Source organism: Micromonospora sp. RP3T (assembly GCF_003027925.1).
In the GTDB taxonomy this organism is placed as follows: domain Bacteria; phylum Actinomycetota; class Actinomycetes; order Mycobacteriales; family Micromonosporaceae; genus Micromonospora.
In genome coordinates this window covers 91,069-108,641 of sequence record NZ_PYPS01000021.1, presented here as the reverse complement: position 1 = coordinate 108,641, position 17,573 = coordinate 91,069, and the positions used below count along the sequence as shown (strand labels likewise).

13 protein-coding genes are annotated in these 17,573 nt (G+C 71.9%); 4 read left to right on the top strand and 9 right to left on the bottom strand.

The features are described 5' to 3' along the window. Positions 1-10: 10 nt before the first annotated feature. The 4 genes from C8054_RS18300 to C8054_RS18285 form a co-directional block, all read right to left on the bottom strand. Positions 11-661 carry a serine/threonine protein kinase gene (locus C8054_RS18300; protein ID WP_233219705.1) on the bottom strand — a complete coding sequence of 217 codons (651 nt, stop codon included), beginning with the start codon at positions 659-661 and terminating at the stop codon, positions 11-13. 101 nt (positions 662-762) lie between these two features. Next, the gene (locus tag C8054_RS18295; RefSeq protein ID WP_107158027.1) at positions 763-1,515 is read right to left on the bottom strand and encodes an NUDIX domain-containing protein; all 753 of its coding nucleotides are present in this window, start codon (positions 1,513-1,515) and stop codon (positions 763-765) included. An 83-nt stretch (positions 1,516-1,598) separates the two neighbouring features. Further along, entirely contained in the window at positions 1,599-2,642 is a 1,044-nt protein-coding gene (locus C8054_RS18290) for a MaoC/PaaZ C-terminal domain-containing protein (protein WP_233219711.1), read from the bottom strand. Further along, entirely contained in the window at positions 2,642-3,997 is a 1,356-nt protein-coding gene (locus tag C8054_RS18285) for a 3-oxoacyl-ACP reductase (RefSeq protein WP_107158000.1), read from the bottom strand. The genes C8054_RS18290 and C8054_RS18285 overlap by 1 nt, the downstream gene beginning before the upstream one ends. 54 nt (positions 3,998-4,051) lie before the next feature. On the opposite strand from C8054_RS18285, the gene C8054_RS18280 reads away from it, so the two are divergent. After that, entirely contained in the window at positions 4,052-5,344 is a 1,293-nt protein-coding gene (locus C8054_RS18280; RefSeq protein WP_107157999.1) for an acetyl-CoA C-acetyltransferase, read from the top strand. Positions 5,345-5,398: 54 nt separating this feature from the next. On the opposite strand, the gene C8054_RS18275 is transcribed toward C8054_RS18280, so the two are convergent. After that, positions 5,399-7,699, bottom strand: coding sequence for a PKD domain-containing protein (locus C8054_RS18275; RefSeq protein ID WP_158273868.1), 2,301 nt, complete (start codon positions 7,697-7,699; stop codon positions 5,399-5,401). Between the two features lie 214 nt (positions 7,700-7,913). Here C8054_RS18275 and C8054_RS18270 point away from each other — a divergent pair, with 214 nt between their 5' ends. Both C8054_RS18270 and C8054_RS18265 read left to right on the top strand, forming a co-directional pair. Beyond that, positions 7,914-8,675, top strand: a complete 762-nt coding sequence (locus C8054_RS18270) for a TNT domain-containing protein (protein ID WP_146179933.1) — start codon at positions 7,914-7,916, stop codon at positions 8,673-8,675. 44 nt (positions 8,676-8,719) lie between these two features. After that, on the top strand, positions 8,720-8,968 hold the full coding sequence (locus C8054_RS18265) for a hypothetical protein (RefSeq protein WP_107157996.1): 249 nt from the start codon (positions 8,720-8,722) through the stop codon (positions 8,966-8,968). On the opposite strand, the gene C8054_RS18260 is transcribed toward C8054_RS18265, so the two are convergent. Together C8054_RS18260 and C8054_RS18255 are read right to left on the bottom strand one after the other, a co-directional pair. Then, positions 8,946-13,823 (bottom strand): caspase family protein, encoded by a 4,878-nt coding sequence (locus C8054_RS18260; protein WP_107157995.1) that lies wholly within the window; start codon positions 13,821-13,823, stop codon positions 8,946-8,948. The two genes, C8054_RS18265 and C8054_RS18260, sit on opposite strands and share 23 nt — an antisense overlap. 5 nt (positions 13,824-13,828) lie before the next feature. Next, positions 13,829-14,113, bottom strand: coding sequence for a hypothetical protein (locus tag C8054_RS18255; RefSeq protein WP_107157994.1), 285 nt, complete (start codon positions 14,111-14,113; stop codon positions 13,829-13,831). A gap of 204 nt (positions 14,114-14,317) precedes the next feature. Here C8054_RS18255 and purB point away from each other — a divergent pair, with 204 nt between their 5' ends. After that, a complete protein-coding gene (gene purB, locus C8054_RS18250) occupies positions 14,318-15,742 on the top strand; it encodes an adenylosuccinate lyase (RefSeq protein ID WP_107158025.1) in 1,425 nt (474 codons plus the stop codon). Between the two features lie 121 nt (positions 15,743-15,863). Here the strand turns inward: purB and C8054_RS18245 are convergent, their stop codons facing one another. Both C8054_RS18245 and C8054_RS18240 read right to left on the bottom strand, forming a co-directional pair. Beyond that, a complete protein-coding gene (locus C8054_RS18245; RefSeq protein WP_107157993.1) occupies positions 15,864-16,427 on the bottom strand; it encodes a YbjQ family protein in 564 nt (187 codons plus the stop codon). Between the two features lie 23 nt (positions 16,428-16,450). Further along, positions 16,451-17,134 carry a DUF1986 domain-containing protein gene (locus C8054_RS18240; protein WP_107157992.1) on the bottom strand — a complete coding sequence of 228 codons (684 nt, stop codon included), beginning with the start codon at positions 17,132-17,134 and terminating at the stop codon, positions 16,451-16,453. Positions 17,135-17,573: the final 439 nt, after the last annotated feature.

Sequence of the window (17,573 nt, the reverse complement as noted above, 5' to 3'; positions counted from 1 at the left end):
GGCAGCCTCCCTAGGGGTTGAGGGTGAAGGGTCGGAAGGTGCGCGGCCCGTAAAGCCGCTCCAACACCTCGTCGAGTTCGCGGAGCAGCCGCCAGGCGTCGTCCGGCCGGGCGGTCAGCGCGGGTTGCCGGCAGCCGGCCGCGAACGCGCGCAGCTCGCGTGGCGCGCGGTCGGCCATCAGCCAGTCCAGGCAGCGGGCCGCCAGCGCGATGTCGGTGCCGGGGCCGCAGGGCCGCTTCCCGGTGACCTCCGGCGGGTACCAGTCGGCCATGCCGGTGACCAGGGCCGGCACCAGCCCGCCGGGCTCGGTGGAGAAGCACCAGTCGACGAGCACCAGGCCGTGCGCGTCCGGCTCGATCAGCACGTTCCGGGGGAGCACCGCGCCGTGCACCACGCCGGCGGAGTGGGCCAGGCCGAGCGCGACCAGCAGCCGTCGCCACATCCAGGCCGCGTCGCGGGGGTCGACCCCATCGGGGTACGCCCGCCGCACGTCCTCCAGGCTGTGCAGCCCGGGGACCGTCTCCAACTCATTGACCAGCAGTTCCGCGCCGGTCGACGGGTCACGCACCGGGTAGGAGTCGACCAGCCGGGGCACGTACGCCAGGTGGCGGGCGTCGCCCCGCGCGGCGATCCGTCGCAGCGCGCGTGCCTCGCGGGCCATCAGGTCGTTGTCGCTCGGGTGCTGCGGCGCCTTGAGCTGCCGGTGATAAGCAGGGGCCCCGCCTCTACCGGAGGCGTTAAGCGGGGCCCCTTCCTTGCACCTCATCGGATGGATTCCTCGCGGGCGGGGCGCAGCAGGGCGGGGTGCAGGAGGCGGGCGTCGCCGGGGCGGTAGAGCTTGGCGCGGGGGCCGCCGCGTGCGCCGCCGCGTTCGGTGCTGGCGCCGGTGCTCTCCACGAAGCCCGGCACGGAGAGCACCTTGCGGTGGAAGTTGCCGGCGTGCAGCGGGTGGCCCCAGACCGTCTCGTAGACCGCACGCAGCTCGGTGACGGTGAACTCGGGCGCGAGGAACCGGGTGGCCAGCGGCGTGTACTCCAGCTTGGACCGGGCCCGCTCCAACCCGTCGTCGATGATCCGGCCGTGGTCGAAGGCGAGCTGCCGGCTGGTCAGCGCCGTGACCGGCAGCCAGATCGCCTCGTCGGCGTCGCTGTCGGCGACCGGGTCGGGCAGGTCGGGCGCGAACGCCAGGTGGGCGACGGAGACCACCCGCATGCGCGGGTCCCGGTCGGGTGCGCCGTAGCTGCCGAGCTGCTCCAGGTGCACCCGGCGCAGCCGTTCGCCGCCGAGCCCGGTCTCCTCGGCCAGTTCGCGTCGCGCGCCGGCGGCCAGGTCCTCGTCGGGGTGGACGAAGCCGCCGGGCAGCGCCCAGTGCCCCTCGTACGGCGGCGCGCCCCGGCGGATCAGCAGCAGGTGGAGCGCGTCCTCGCGGATGGTCAGCGCCACCACGTCGACGGTGACCGCGACCGCCGGGTAGTCGCGGGGGTCGTATCCGGCGAGGAAGTCCTGCTCGTTCACGGCGCTCACTCTCTCAGGTTGAGAACAACTCAATCTGAGAACAACTTAACGCACGAGAGAGGGGGCCGGCAAGCCCCCTCTCCTCAGCGGACGGTGCCGACCAGGTGCGGTCGCCCGTCCCGTGCGCCGTGCAGCCCGAAGTCCCAACCCGCGCCGTCGGCGGCGGCCCGGAACGCCACCGTGGACGGCAGCGGCACCGGCAGCTTGAACGCCACGTCCACTGAGTACGCGTCCGGCAGCCGGGCGTCCAACGCGGCCAGGCAGCGTGCCTTGCTCCACATGCCGTGCGCGATCGGGCGCGGGAAGCCGAACAGCCGCGCGCCCAGCTTCGAGGTGTGGATCGGGTTGTGGTCGCCGGAGACCCGCGCGTAGTCCGTGCCCACCCGCGGCGTCACCCGCCACTGCGCCGACGAGGCCGGCGGCGTCGGGCGGTCACCCCGGTCGCGCCGCGGGCCACCGCCGGCCGCACGCTCCTTCCCGAGGTACGTCGACACGCCGCGCCACACCTCCGTGCCGTCGATCGAGCCGACCAGCACCACGTCGAGCTGCCGGCCCCGCTCGTGCGGACGCAGATTCTCCGCGTACGTGTGGAAGTCGACGGTCTCGCCGACCCGGACCGGTCGGTGCACGGTGATCCGGTTGGCCACGTGCACCACACCGGTGAGCGGGATCGGGAAGTCGGCGGCGGTCATCAGCCGCAGCGACAGCGGGAACCCGAGCACGTGCAGGTACGTGGCCGGCAGCCGGTCGGTCAGCCGGAACCCGCAGACCCGGTCGTAGGCGGCCAGGTGCGCCGGATCCACCGGCACCCCGGCGACGGTCAGCTCGACGGCCGGCAGCTCCCGCCCCCGCCCCCGGCCCAGACCGGGCACCGCCCCCAGCAGCGCCCGCCGGTACAGCCCACCGGCCGCCGGCAGCCGCCCCAGCTCGACACGCCGCCGTCCACCCGACCCCCCGCCGCGTTGATCATGAGGTTGGCGGCCTCGTGGATCTCCGGAAGTGCCGTCAACCTCATGATCGCCGGAGCGGGCCAGCGCGGCGGCGCGGGCCGAGGTGAGGTCCCGGGTGGGGCCCTCGATCAGGTCGGGGAGGGTCAGGTCCTCGCGGTCGTGGTGGTGGGGTGCCATCACGCCCCCAGCAGGCTCTGGCCGCAGACCCGGACCACGTTGCCGCTGACCGCGCCGGTAGCCGGCCAGGAGAGCCAGCCGATCGTCTCGGCCACGTCCACCGGCAGGCCGCCCTGGGCCATGCTGTTCATCCGGCGACCCGCCTCCCGGATGGTCAGCGGGATGCGCGCGGTCAACCGGGTCTCGATGAACCCGGGCGCGACCGCGTTCAGGCTGATCCCGCGCTCGCGCAGCACCGGGGAGAGCGAGTCGACCAGGCCGATCACGCCGGCCTTGCTGGTCGCGTAGTTGGTCTGCCCCCGGTTGCCGGCGATCCCGGCGATCGAGGAGACCGCGACGATCCGCCCGCCGGTCGGGATCAGGTCGCGTTCCAGCAGCACGTCGTTGATCCGTTCCTGGCTGGACAGGTTCACGTCGATCACCGAGTCCCAGCGGTCGGCGTCCATCCGGCCGAGCGTCCTGTCCCGGGTGATGCCCGCGTTGTGCACCACCACGTCGACCCGACCGTGCCGGGACGCCAGGTGCTCGGCCAGTCGGGCCGGCGCGTCCGGCGCGGTCAGGTCGAGCTGCACGGCGCTGCCGCCGACGTCGTTGGCCACCGCGGCCAACTCGTCGCCGGCTGACGGGACGTCCAGCGCCACCACCCGGGCGCCGTCGCGGGCCAGCACCTTCGCCAGCGCCGCGCCGATGCCCCGGGCCGCGCCGGTGACCAGCACCACCTGCCCGTCCAGCGGCCGGTCCCAGTCGGCCGGCGCGACGGCGGTGCCGACGCCGACCCGGACGACCTGACCCGAGACGTACGCGGAGCGACCGGAGAGCAGGAAGCGCAGCGTGGACTCCAGGCTCACCGGGGTGCTGGGGTCGCGGTGCCGGGTGACGTACACGAGTTGGGCGGTGACGCCCCGGCCGAACTCCTTGCCGACGCTGCGGGTCAGCCCCTCCAACGCGCGCTGGGCGGTCGCCTCCCGGGGCGAGTCGCACTCGGCCGGCGGCGTGCCCAGCACGATCACCCGACCGCTGGGCAGCAGCGACCGGGCCTGCGGGTGGAAGAAGTCGTAGAGCTGGCGCAGCTCGGTGGAGTCGGTGATGCCGCTGGCGTCGTACACCAGGGCGGCGAAGCGGCTGTCGGCGGCGGTGGCGGCCGGGTCGGCCAGCTCGACCCCGGCGGCGGTCAGGCGTTGCCGGACCGGCTCGGTGAGCTGGCCGCCGGTCGAGGAGCCGAGCAGGACCGGCCCGGGGACGAGCGGGTCGCCCGGCGTGTGCCGGCGCAGTCGGGGCGGGTCGGGCAGCCCGAGGCGCTTGACCAGCGCGCGACCGGCCCCCGTCTGGACGAAGCTCGCGTACCTGTCGGTCATGGGCGTAGCCTACTGGTGAGTAGGGTACGGGCAACACCTTCGAGGAGGCCGATCGTGCAGAGTGTCCGGCGGGTCGCGGTGGTCGGCGGCAACCGCATCCCCTTCGCCCGCTCCAACTCGCGTTACGCGCACGCGTCCAACGCCGACATGCTCGGCGCGGCGCTCGACGGGCTGGTCGCCCGGTTCGGGCTGGCCGGCGAGCGGCTCGGCGAGGTGGCGGCCGGCGCGGTGCTGAAGCACTCCCGGGACTTCAACCTCACCCGCGAGGTGGTGCTCGGCTCCCGACTCGACCCGCGCACCCCGGCGTACGACGTCCAGCAGGCGTGCGGCACCGGGCTGGAGGCCGCCATCGGCGTCGCCAACAAGATCGCCCTCGGGCAGATCGACGCCGGCATCGCCGGGGGCGTGGACACCACCTCGGACGCGCCGCTGGCGGTCAACGAGGACCTGCGCCGCACGCTGATCCAGCTCAACTCCGCCCGGACCCTCGGCGAGCGGCTCAGGCTGGCCACGAAGCTGCGCCCGCTCCAGCCGTTCAAGCCGGAGATCCCGCGCAACGCCGAGCCGCGTACCGGACTGTCCATGGGCGAGCACGCCGCCCGGAGCGCGCTGCGCTGGAACATCGACCGAGCCGCCCAGGACGAGTTGGCGCTCCGCTCGCACCAGCGGCTCGCCGCCGCGTACGAGGACGGGTTCTTCGACGACCTGATCACCCCCTACCTGGGGTTGACCCGAGACCAGAACCTCCGCCCGGACACCTCCCTGGAGAAACTCGGCTCGCTCAAGCCGATCTTCGGCACCACCGGCCCGGACGCCGACCGGGCGACCATGACCGCCGGCAACTCCTCGCCGCTCACCGACGGCGCGTCGACAGTGCTGCTGGCCTCGGAGGAGTGGGCGCGGGCGCACAACCTGCCGGTGCTCGCCTGGTTCGCCTGGTCCGAGACGGCCGCGGTCGACTTCGTGCACGGCGACGAGGGGCTGCTGATGGCCCCCGCGTACGCGGTGCCCCGAATGCTGTCGCGCGCCGGCCTCACGCTCCAGGACTTCGACTTCTACGAGATCCACGAGGCGTTCGCCTCGCAGGTGCTGGCCACCCTGGCCGCCTGGGAGTCGCCGGAGTTCTGCAAGGAACGCCTCGGCCTGGACGCGCCGCTCGGCCCGATCGACCGGGCCAGGTTGAACGTCAACGGCTCCTCTCTGGCCGCCGGGCACCCGTTCGCCGCCACCGGTGGCCGGATCGTCGCGTCGCTGGCCAAGCTGCTCGACCGGAAGGGGAGCGGACGCGGCTTGATCTCCATCTGCGCGGCCGGTGGGCAGGGCGTGACCGCGATCCTGGAGCGCTGAACGGGCGACGCCCACCCGGCGTGAGCCGGGCGGGCGTCGTGGGTCGGGGACGGGTCAGCCGCCGACGGTGAACTTCTCCCAGAGACCGATGGTGGCGCGGTTCGCGACGAGCGGATTGGTACCGACGTTGTCGGCGCTGACCCAGCGGCTGTTGATCGTCGCCTTGAGGCTGGTGGTGCCGTCCGCGTTGCGGGCCACTGTGAACTTCTCCCAGGCGCCCGCGCTGGTGCGGTTGGCGATCAGCGGGTTGAGGCCGACGTTGTCCGCGCAGACGAAGCGGTTGTTGGCGTGCGCGAAGACGCCGACCTGACCCGATCCGAGGTCGGCCAGGTCGAACGTCTCCCACGGCCCGGCGGTGGTGCGGTTGGCGATCAGCGGTTTCGCGCCGGCGCTCTCCGCACTGACGTACCGGCCGTTGACGGCGGCCTTCAGCGTGCGGTTCGCGTCGGCGACGTTGACCCGGTAGAACTTCTCCCGGGTGGCGATCGCGGTGGCGTTGGCGATCAGTTGGCCGCTCCCGTCGACGCTCACGTACGCCCGGCCGGCCCAGCGCAGGCTGATCGTGCCGTCGGCGTTGGTGACCAGGTCGAAGGTCTGCTCGTCGGTGACCGCCGTGCTGTTGGGCAGGACGGCGCCGCTGTTGACCAGGTACCGCCCGACCGCCCGGGACAGCACGGCGACCCGCCCGTTGCCCGCGTCGGCCACGTCGAACTGCTCGTCGGCGGCCAGCACGGCCTTGTCGGCCGTCAGGACCCGCCCGGGAGTGGCCGACGCGTAGCGCAGGTTGACCAGGGCGAGCAGACCGATCGTGCCGGTCCGCCGCAGCACACTGATGTTCTGCGCGGCGCTGTTGCTCTGCCTGTCGGCGCCGGAGACCGTCACCGTGACCGTGTAGTCGCCGGTGGCCGCGTAGGCGTGCGAGGCGACCGGGCGGTCCGAGGTGACCACCGTGCCGTCGCCGAAGTCGAAGACGTACGTGGAGATCGGCTGGTATCCGGGGCGCGACAGGGAGGCGTCGACCGTGACGGTGCGGGTGCCGAGATCCAGCTTCGCGTCGACCAACGCGAGCGGACTGCCGAGGAACTCGGTCACCCCACGGTCGGCCCACGGCGTCGGCCCGGCGCCGGTGTTGGGCCGGCCCGGATTGTCGGCACGGGGGTTGCCGGCGCGGTCGGTGGCCTGGAAGCCGGGCGCCGCGGAGTTCGCGGAGTCCTCCGCCTCGTAGGTGTTCGGCGTGTCCAGGTCGTGGACTGCCTGACCGGACACGGTTCGGAACGCCTGCACGCCCATCCGGGTGCCGTTCCAGGAGTAGGCCGTGGCGGAGGGCGAGCCGTAGTGGTAGGTGTTGTTGTAGTCCACCACGGTGCGGCCGGCGGCGGCGTCGAAGACGCCGATCTCCACACCCATCGGGTCGGCCGGGTCGCAGTAGGCCCGGCTGGTGACTCCGTTGGAGGACATGAGGTTGTTCTGCACGGAGACGCCGGTGGCGTCTCCGTCCACCCGGATGCCGTCGCGGCAGTGGTCGCGGACGTGGTTGTTGGTGATTGCCGTCCGGGCCGCGCCGCGGACGTGGATGCCCAGTCCTGAGCCGCCCTGAACCTGGGTGTTGGCGACGACGGTGTCCGCCGCCGCCGGACCGATCGCGATCCCCGCTCCGGTGAACCCGCCGACGGTGCTGTTCAGAACCGTGTTCCCGGGCCCGTCGATCCGGATGCCGACGGTCTGGTCGGCGACGTCGTAGGTCGACCAGCCGGCCAGCGTGACGGAGCGGACGACGACGCCCGTGGTCGCCGCGTCCATGCTCACGCCGGTGTCGGGCTTCTTGCCGTTGGCCTTGATCTGGGTGAGGGCGGTCCGGCTCACGCCCGAGAGCCGGACGATCGGCACCGTGGCGGTGTCCGCCATGACGAGGCTGCCGCCGTTGACCGTGATCCCCGAGGCATTGCGGAGATCGAGGGCGGGCAGGTCGGTCGCCTTGGTCACCCGGATGTTCTGCACCACGACATCGTGCTGGCCGTCGACGGTCACGCCGGCGGTCGGGCCGCTGAGCGTGACGACGCCGCTGGCGACGATGGTGATCGGCTGGTCGGGCGTGCCGGAGCGGGCGACGGTGACCCGCTCGTCGTAGGTGCCCGCGCCGATGTCGACGGTCTGCCCGGCCTCCACTCCCGCCACCGCGGGACCGATCGAGCAGAACGGCTCGGCCAGGGTGCCGGGACCGGTGTCGGAACAGGCGGTCGAGGTCTGACGGACGTAGCGGGTGGTGTCCGCCGCCTGGGCGGGCGTGGTGAGCGCCAGCAGGGAGCCGCCGGCGAGCGTGGCCGCGGCGAGCCCGGCGAGGGAGGGTCTGCGCATCTGGAATCCCCGTCGAGGAGTGAGCGGCCCGGACCGGGCCGCAATGATCCTCGCCGGAGGTGCCCGCCCCATGGGTCCCGGCGGACGTAACGATCGAGGAGTACGGAAGGCGGGCGATAGCCCGATCAGGTAGCCAACCGGACAAAACCTCACGTTGATACCGAGAAACCTTCAGGATGGGTCGCGCTGATCCATCTCAAACTGGAGGTTTTCGGTGAAAAGACGTCATTGGTTGCTCGCGCTCATCTCCGGGGCGGCATTCGTTCTCGTACCCGGCGCCGCCCAACCGGTCGGTGCGGTCGCCACCACCACGCTCGCCGCCCGGACGGTCGCCCTCGCCCCGGCCGGCGACACGTCCGAACGACCGCAACCCCCGCCCACGCAGAGCCTCTGCCGGCCGGGCACCCCGCCCACCGCGCCGCCGACCACCGAGTTCTACGACAACAACCCGATGCTCGGCCCGGCCACGCTGCCCACCGCCTCGCCGGTCGGGCCGCTGCTCGCCGGCTACCAGCGGTTCGGGGCGCTGACCGAGAGCGAGTTCCTGGCGCAGTACACCACCGGGACCCCGGCGGCGTACGTCTTCCCGCCGGCCAACGGGTTCGTCATCGCCCCCGACGGCCGCCCGATCAAGCAGGCCCAGACGCTGCTGGCCGGCTACCGGCTCGACCGCTTCGGCTTCACCGGTGGCGCGTTCCTCGCCCCGCTCGGCACGCCGTTCAGCTCGCGCGCGCTGACCCCGCAGAGCCTGAACACCCCGGTGAACGCGCCGCTGGCCAACTACCACGTCTACTGCGTGGTCAAGCCGTTCACTGTCGACTCCGGCCCGATCGCGTCGTGGTTCGCCCAGCCGGGCATGGGCACCCAGTTCCAGCTCAACCCCGCGTACCTGCCGCAGGCCGGGGCCACGCTGACCGTGCAGTGGCTGCTCGACAACGGTTTCCTGGTGGAAGAGGATCTGACCGCCGGGGCGTGAGCGCAGGCCACGGCCAGATCCTGACACGAGACGGGAGGTCGGGCGTGGACCGGCACCAGGTACGCGCCGCGCTGCTGGCGGCCGGGCTGTCCCCGGACGCGTTCGCGCTGGAGGACGTGCACGAACACGTGCCGGTCCCGCCCGACTTCTGGTTCCTGCGCCGCGCCCGCGCCGGCGGCTGGGAGATCGGCGCCTACGAGCGCGGGACGTACGACGTCCGGCAGCGCTTCGACACCGAGGAGGAGGCGGGCGACGGGCTCTGGCGCGCGCTCACCGGCCGTCCCGCGCCGTGACCGGCACCGGGACGAGCCGGACGGTAGCACCCTCGGGAAGGCCGATCGTGGCGTCCGTGTGCCACTCGTCGAAGCCCCGGAAGCCGAGTTCGACGAGTCGCTGCGACACCCGGGTCGGGCTGAGGCCTGTGACATCGGTGGCCATCACGAGGCGTCCCAGGGAGAGCGGCTCGACCGGATCTGCCCATGGCCGCTCACCGTTCAGATCGCGGCTGACGAGCGTGGTGTCCTCGGCCGAGACGTAGTCGGGCAGGGAGTGCTCCGATGTGGTGTGGCCCAGTTCCCCGAGCCGTATGGCCACCTGGCGCGGCCGCAGGCCGGTGCGATGCGCCGCCGTGACGACGTGGCCGACCGGCACCGGTGCCTCGACGGCGAGCCAGGGATCCTCGCCGTTCAGATCGGCGCTCAAGATGATCAGATCCGTTGCACTGGTGCCGTCGTTCGGCATTCCGGACCCGACGGTGAGGCCGAACTGGCGATATCGCGCGGTGACCTGGGCCGGCGAGAGCCCGGTGCGCTGGGCGGCGAGCAGGATGTGTCCCGGCGGGACGATCGTGTGCTCCTCCAGCGGCTCCTCCGGCCACGGCGTGCGCCTGCTGGGTCGACCACCGAACAGTGCCAGATCCGTGAGCGTGAGGGTCTGCGGCAGCGACACCGCCGGGATCTCGTAGCCGAACCGCGCCAGCCGGGCCGCTACCGCCGCAGGCGTCAGCCGGAGTCTCTCTGCCGCGCGGAAGAGATGGTTCAGCGGGACCTGTTGCGAATCCAACCACGGCCTTCGCCCGTCGAGACCTCGGCTGAGAAGCCGGAGGTCGTCGACATCCACCGCATCCGGAAAGTCCTCGCTGGTGAGCCGGTAACCGAGTTGCCGGAGCCGGTCGGCGGCCTGGCGCGGGGTCAACCCACTTCGGGCGGCCGCCGCGAGCACCTCGTCGGGGCGGAGGGGGAGGGCCGCCTCCAGCAGGCTGATGGGGGAATGGACGGCGACGCGCAAGGGCAGAGCCGTGTTGCGTGCGCCAACGGGGAGTGGTGGCGAGGGCGGCGTGTATGGGCCGTAACCAGTCGGATCGTCGCGGATCCAGAGCAACCAGATGTCCCCCTCGGTGGGCGGACCGCCGGGAGGAACATCCTCGACCCGGTATCCGATCCGTCGTAGCCGGCTGACCACCTCGCCGGGCGAGATGCCGACCATGGCGGCGGTGAAGTGGACGCGGCCGGCGGAGACGGTTTTCTCCGGACGCAGCCAGGGCCAGCCCTCGTTCAGGTTCGCGCTCGTGATCGTGAGATCGATCTGATCCAGGGCGTGCGACGCTTCCTGGACGACGAAGCCGAGCGTGCGCAGCCGGGCGGCCGCGGCACGGGCCGTGATGCCCGCCCGGCCGGCCGCGGTCGCCAGGTGCCCCGCCGGCACATGCTCGCCCGGGTACAGCCAGGGTTGCCTGCCGTCGGCGTTCCCACTCAGGATGGCCCGGTCGGTCGGGCTGGTCGCGTCCGGCAGATCGTGTGCCGGCGCCGGGTAACCGAGTTCGACAAGTCGTGCGGCCACGCTCCGACAGGACAGACCGCTGCTGTCGGCAGCGGTGATGAGGTGACTGACGGGAATCGGCAGGCGCGGGGAGAGCGGTGGAACGCCGCGGCCGTCGGCGCTGATCAGCGAGTCGCTCGGCCGCGCGCGGATCACTCGCCCCTGGGTCACCTCCAGCTCGCCCTCGTGCAGGCCGGCGGCGATCCAGGCGACCAGTCGCCAGGTTTCCACCGACGCGGCGATCGTGTCCATTGGCTGACCCCATGCCGGCCCGGGACGTGGCACGGGCCCTGGTTCCCGACCGGGCGGCAGGACGTTCAGCGTGGCGTCCGGTGGATAGCACCCGGTGTAGACCAACTCGTCGGAGCGCCCGCTCCCGGGCCAGCTCGTCCGGCCGGCCGCGATCGCCAGCTCGACCACCGCATCCGCCACCAGCGGCTGGTGATAGGTCAACCCCGACACCCAATCATGGGTGAACAAGGGGCTGCCGGGGGTACTGACGACGCCTGCGGCCTGTCGCAGCAGACTCCGCATCTCCTCCGACACGTCGTCCAGGATCTGCCTCCGGTTCACCGAGAGACGCGGTGCGCGCCGCCCGTGCAGATTGACCACGGCACCAAAATCGAATCGACTGATGAAGATGCCATCCACCAGCACGGCACCCTGTCGGTCGCACCACCAGACCGGGTGCGGCTCCGACTTGACCAGGGTCGGCCCCGTGGACAGCCCTCGTCCGGACGGAGGCGCCGTCTCCATCGGATCCCCGACTCCTGGCACATCGAGCATCGACAGGTGGCCCGGCAGCCACACCTCGATCTCGGCATCCTGCGTCACGGTGGTCCGGAACTCGGCCACCCAGAGGACCTGGCGCAGGAAGTCCAGGCAGGAAAGCCTCTCGGTGTCCCGGCGGAGATGCAGCCGGACGGTCGTGCCCGCGCTCCGGCCCGGACCGGTCTCCCGGATCCGGAAGAGGTTACCCGGACCGGCGATGGACACCCGGAGCCGGTTTCCGGGGCGACCCTCCTGGTCGAACCGGCAGGTGTCGACCGTGATTTCGTCGGCCAGCATGAAGTAGCTGAGCACACCGACTCCGAAGCGGCTGTTCGGGAAGAAGTCGATCGGTGGGTCCAGACGGGACCACCGGGACTGCTCCTCCACGAACTCGGAGGTCTCGACGAACCGTGTCCCGGCCTGCGAGAACACCCCGGTCAGCTCGCGTACCCCCATGCCCACGCCGTTGTCCGTGCATTCCAGGTAGGGGCGCCCCCGCTCGTCCCGGCCCTGGACGAACTCGATCCGGCCCTCCCACGCCGGCGTCGACCGTCCGGTGCGGTGGAGGTACTCGGTCCGGGCGGCGCGGTGGCGGCAGGCGTCCAGGGCATTCTGGTAGAGCTCCCGGATCGCCAGGAGCGGGTCGCCGTAGAGCTGCTCGCCCATGAGGAGCTCCTGAATGCGGTCCTCGGCGAGGTGGAATCGCACGCCGGCGGACTGGTAAGCCCGTCCGTCCGGCCCTTCACTCGGCCGGACCTGATCCGCCGATGCGTGCGCCGGCAGGGTGGAGAGCGGTTGAAGGTGGGTGTCCCCGGCGGCGGCGTCCTGGATCTCGACCAGCAGTGCGTCGAAGAAGTCCACGTGAGCCCGCAACGCGATCTCGATCGCCGGGTGGGGGCAGGTGGTCCGGAGCACCCGTACCGGACCGCGCGACTCCCACTCCACCGACTCGATCGAGGAGCGCAGCTCTTCCGGCGATACCGGGTCGCTGATGCCCATGTGCTCGACCACCACCTCGGAAAGGGCGGTGGCCTCGACGGCCATGGCCCGGCCGGCGGAGAGGAGATAGGCGACCAGACGCTCCCGCAGCGGTTGCTCTTCGGCGGTACCGGCGCAGACCGTACGGTGGCTCACCAGTCGCCCGGGCCGGTCGACCCGTGCGAGAAAACCCGGGTCGCCGCGCAGGCTCCGGATCAGCTCGGCCACCCGGGCCTGCTCGAAGACTCCAGCAGGCAGGTGCTGGGCGGTCAGACCGAGCGGAAGCAGCTCGGCGACGTCGCTGTCGGAGTTGGTCAGCGACCGTCGGGCGATCCACCTGTGGAACAACCACCACCCGATCTCCGCGGCGGTCTCACCGTCCCGCACCTGGCCGTTGAGGCGCCGCCACAACCGGGGGAAGCCCTGCGCGAAGCGTCGATAGGAGTCGCTGTCGGCGTCCGGGCGGTCCGGCGTCGCCCAGTTGCCCGGATCGACACCTGCCGTCCGGGCCGCGCGGAGCGTCCAGAACGTGTCGTACAGGTAGGGGCCGGCGACCAGCAGTGCGGCTTCTGCGCCGGAGAGGCACAGCTCGCCGGCCGGGGCGGCGGCGGGAGACGCGAGGAGGCCGGTCAGGAACTCGACCCGGCTGGTCATGCGAGTGGCGAGACCGGGCTCATGCCAGGGGTCCCGGGTGAGTTCCCGGCTCGCGTCACGTCTGAGCCGGAGCAAATGTTCGACCAGGGTGATGGTCGCGGACCGGAGCTCCTCGCCGCCGAGCGAAGGTGAGACGAGGCTCCAGGCGCGGTGCGACCGTGCCTGGCCCACCCAGTCGAACGAGCGCTGCGCCGCGCGTCGGGCCGCCGGCGGGAAGGGCGACAGGCCGGAGCCGGCGGGGTTGACACGCGCGGTCTGCACCTGCCGGCCGTGGGCCTCGGTCAGGTCCCGCACCTGCGCGTTGATCGCGACGACGAGGTCGTCGAGCGTGCGGCCGGTGTCACCGCCGGCGAGGACCTGCTGCAACGCCCGGGAGAAGAAGCTGAAGGAATCGGTGGCGCCGGACACGAACTGGGCCTTCTCCCCCGGCCCGCAGGCGAACAGGAAGGCGATCCGCTGCTGCCCCACGTGGTTGATCCGCCCGGTGCTCCACCGCTGCACCTCCGGCGCCATGGACTGCTGGTCGAACCCCTCCCGGCAGGCGTCCACCACGAAGACGACCTGCCCGGCCCGGCTCCGTTCGAGGGCACCCGCCCAGTAGTTGAGCGGGACCATCGACTCCCGCAGCGGGATCCGCAGGTCCGCCTCGGACGGCACCAGGTAGTCGACGCCCTCGGTGTGGGCCCCGTGCCCGCTGAGGTAGACGAGCAGGTTGTCGCTCGGGCGGGCGTCGCCGAGGAACTGGCCCACCTCAGCATAGATCTTCGGCCGGCTGAGCCGACCACCGTCGAGCGTTCGGACGCGGTATCCGGTCTCCTCCAGGGCCACGCTCAGCGCACCGATGTCGTTCGGGACGAAGGGCAGCGGCACGATCTGCGGGTCGTCGTACTCCGCGACGCCGAGCAGGAGGGCGCGGAAGGCGGCCACGACGGCTACTCCCGGAACGTCAGCGTGACCGTGCCCTTGGAGCCGATCTCGGTGGTACCGACCAGGTTGAGACCGCCCTTGGCCGACACCTCGAAGCTGAACTGCGCCTCGGCGAGCCGGAGCCGCCCGGTCTCCTCGGTCACCTCGTCGAAGACCGTGCGCAGCGCGGCCACCGTGTGCCGGACGCTCTCCCGGAGCACGGCGATCGGGATGTGCCGGACCGCCACCTCCCGTTCGCCCCTTCGGAACAACCCCATGGTGTCCGGGTCGTCCGACACGTCCACGGACACCAGAAAGGGCAGAGTGTCGACATCGGTAACGGGTTGGGACATCGGGGACGCCTTCCCGGATCGAGGATCATTGACGGAGGGCGGACAGCATATCCGTGGAATTCGCGCCGGAGCGTGACTGTCGCATCGTCGACATCCCGCCGGAACGGCCGCCGGGACCGGCCTGGTGGCCGGCCTTCCGGGGCGTACGAAAGAATGCGGTACGTGACGACGATCCCGAACGTGCTCGCGAACCGTTACGCCTCGCCCGAGCTGGTCGCGCTCTGGTCGCCGGAGGAGAAGGTCCGGATGGAGCGCCGGCTCTGGCTGGCGGTGCTCCGGGCCCAGCGGGACCTCGGCGTGCCGGTGCCGGACGGGGTGGTCGAGGCGTACGAGCGGGTGGTCGACGACGTCGACCTGGCCTCGATCGCCGCTCGCGAGCGGGTCACCCGGCACGACGTGAAGGCCCGGATCGAGGAGTTCAGCGCGCTCGCCGGGCACGAGCACGTGCACAAGGGGATGACCTCCCGGGATCTCACCGAGAACGTCGAGCAGCTCCAGATCCGGGCGTCGCTGGAGCTGATCCGGGACCGGGTGGTCGCCACGCTGACGCGACTGGCCTGGCACGCGGGTGAATACTCGGGCCTGGTGCTGACCGGCCGGTCGCACAATGTCGCCGCGCAGGCCACCACGCTGGGCAAGCGCTTCGCGTCCGCCGCGGAGGAGTTGCTGATCGCGTACGAGCGGCTGACGGACCTGATCGACCGCTACCCGCTGCGCGGGATCAAGGGGCCGGTGGGCACCGCCGCCGACCAGCTCGACCTCTTCGACGGCGACGCCGACAAGGTGGCCGAGCTGGAGCGCCGGGTGGCCGGGCACCTGGGGTTCGCCCGGGTGCTGGACAGCGTCGGGCAGGTCTACCCGCGTTCGCTGGACTTCGACGTGCTCTCCGCGCTGGCGCAGGTGGCCGCCGCGCCGTCGTCGCTGGCCACCACGATCCGGCTGATGGTGGGGCAGGAGCTGGTCACCGAGGGCTTCAAGCCGGGGCAGGTCGGCTCCAGCGCGATGCCGCACAAGATGAACACCCGCTCCTCGGAGCGGGTGAACGGCTTCGCCGTGATCATCCGGGGTTACCTGTCGATGGTCGGCGAGCTGGCCGGTGACCAGTGGAACGAGGGGGACGTCTCCTGTTCCGTGGTGCGGCGGGTGGCGCTGCCGGACGCGTTCTTCGCCGCCGACGGCCTGTTCCAGACGTTCCTGACCGTGCTGGACGAGTTCGGCCCGTACCCGGCGGTGATCAACCGGGAGCTGGAGCGCTTCCTGCCGTTCCTGGCCACCACGAAGATCCTGGTCGCCGCCGTGCGTCGAGGCGTCGGCCGGGAGGTCGCACACGAGGTGATCAAGGAGCACGCGGTGGCCGTGGCGCTGGCCATGCGGGAGCAGGGCGCGGCCGGGAACGACCTGTTCGACCGCCTGGCCGCCGACGGCCGCCTGAACCTGACCCGCGCGGACATCGACGCCCTGGTCGCCGACCGCAACACCTTCACCGGCGCCGCCGAGACCCAGGTGTCCCACGTGATCGCCCGCGTCACCAAGATCGTCCAGTCCCACCCCGACGCTGCCGCCTACTCCCCACCCCCCATCCTCTGATCCCCTTCTCCGGTGCCCGCTGATTCACGGAAAGAGTGGCTGTCTCGCGCTCGATGGCCGCACTTCCCGTGAATCAGCAGCGACAAGACGGCGGCGAGACGCACGGCGGGGAGACGCGGGGTCAGGGGCCGGTGGGGGTTTCGGCGGCGGTGGAGAGGTTGGGGGCGCTGGCCGGCTCGGCGATGCCGCCGGGGGCGCTGGCGATCTCCGGGTCGTGGGCCGTTTCGGCCGCGATCATCGGCTGGTCGGGGGGCATGACGTCGGGCATCTTCGGCGCGACGATCACCGCGGTGCCGTAGGCGCAGATCTCCATCCACATCTCGCCGCAGTCGCGGCTGTCGAACCGCATCCCGATCACCGCGTTCGCGCCGAGCCGCTGGGCCTCCTCACCCAGTCGGGCCACCGAGTCGGTCCGCCACCGGGTGAGGTTGTCCGGGGCCATCGGGTCGTAGGCGCCACCGCGTAGATTCTTGACCCCCTCGCGGTACGGGTTGCGGGTCCTCGCCATCGAGGAGACCACTTCGCCGAGGATCTGGCGGATCTCGTAGCCGGGCAGTTGATCCGTCGTCACGACCAGCACGGTTTCGATGCTGTCAGCCACCGGCGGAGGCGTTCGGGTGCCGTGGGCACCCGATCGGATGCTGCAAAACGGCGCGGCGCGGACGGTCGGGCGGGTCCCGGCCATCCGCGCCGCTTCGACGCCAACCGTCAGACACCGGCCACGGAGGTGATCCAGGACCGGTTGTACGCGACGCTGCCGTAGTTCTGGATGCTGGAGCCGTCGGCGGTGGAGGCCACGCCCACCTGCCGGCCGTTGTAGAACTGCGGGCCGCCCGAGTCGCCCCGCCACGCGTTGCCGTTGATCCGGGTGCTCCGGATCGCCTGGCCGCCGTACGCGTCGGTGACGTTGGTGCTGGTCACCTGGACGTTGGCGGTCTTGAGCTGGGGCGACGCGCCGCAGCCGCTGTAGCAGGTCATGCCCCAGCCGTAGATCGAGTTGGTGGAGCCGACCGGCGGGTTGCTGCTGGCCAGCGACACGGCGGAGGTGCCGACCGTGCTGGAGAGCCGGAGCAGCGCCAGGTCGTAGCGGGTGTAGGAGGCGCTCACGCTGCGGGTGACGCCGCCCGAGGCGTAGTAGACGCTGCCGACCCGTACCGACATGGTGCCGCTGACGCAGTGCCGGGCGGTGAGCACCCACTGGGACGCGATGACGCTGCCGGAGCAGGTGAACGAGCCGTTGCTGAAGACGGCCGCGGCCCACGGCGCGGACGAGACGGTGCTGCCGCCGATGATCGGCTGCGGACCGGCTGGTGCGGCACCGGCGCCGGATGCGGTGGCCAGCACGCCGGCGAGCGCGGTGGTCAGCACCGCGAGCAGGGGACGGAGGCGCATGTCGGGGCTCCTTCTGCGCGACACCCGGGATCCCCGGGTGCGGATCGGTGCCCGCCGGGCGGGGTGGGCCGGCGGGAGACATCGATCACTAACATCGACATCTGACGATGCATGCTACGGCCGGGGCGAGTCCCGTCACAAGATGCCAATAGAGTTGGATCGATGTGGTGGGCCGTGCCGGTGGGCGAGGCGGCCGGCTGTCGGAAGCCGGCCCGGTCCACCAGGCGGTGAGACGTGAAATGCCTGGTGGGAGCCGCTGCGCCCAGCTCCGGGCGGACGCGGCGGGCAACGAATACGTATCGACGCCGCAACGAACGCGCAACGGTCTCCCGGGTCCCGCCGTCCACCGTTCGAACTGGCCCCGGCCGGTGCGGGTCGGGCGGCATCTGCCAGGTAGGCTGGCTGCGCTCGGCCGTTTGTGGGCCGGCACCCAACTGCG

What these genes read in the sequence shown, in the direction of transcription:
- C8054_RS18300 (WP_233219705.1), bottom strand. Translation starts at nt 661, where the DNA reads ATGGCCCGCGAGGCACGCGCGCTGCGACGGATCGCCGCGCGGGGCGAC.
- C8054_RS18290 (WP_233219711.1), bottom strand. Translation starts at nt 2,642, where the DNA reads ATGGCACCCCACCACCACGACCGCGAGGACCTGACCCTCCCCGACCTG.
- C8054_RS18285 (WP_107158000.1), bottom strand. Translation starts at nt 3,997, where the DNA reads ATGACCGACAGGTACGCGAGCTTCGTCCAGACGGGGGCCGGTCGCGCG.
- C8054_RS18275 (WP_158273868.1), bottom strand. Translation starts at nt 7,699, where the DNA reads ATGCGCAGACCCTCCCTCGCCGGGCTCGCCGCGGCCACGCTCGCCGGC.
- C8054_RS18245 (WP_107157993.1), bottom strand. Translation starts at nt 16,427, where the DNA reads ATGGCCGGGACCCGCCCGACCGTCCGCGCCGCGCCGTTTTGCAGCATC.
- C8054_RS18240 (WP_107157992.1), bottom strand. Translation starts at nt 17,134, where the DNA reads ATGCGCCTCCGTCCCCTGCTCGCGGTGCTGACCACCGCGCTCGCCGGC.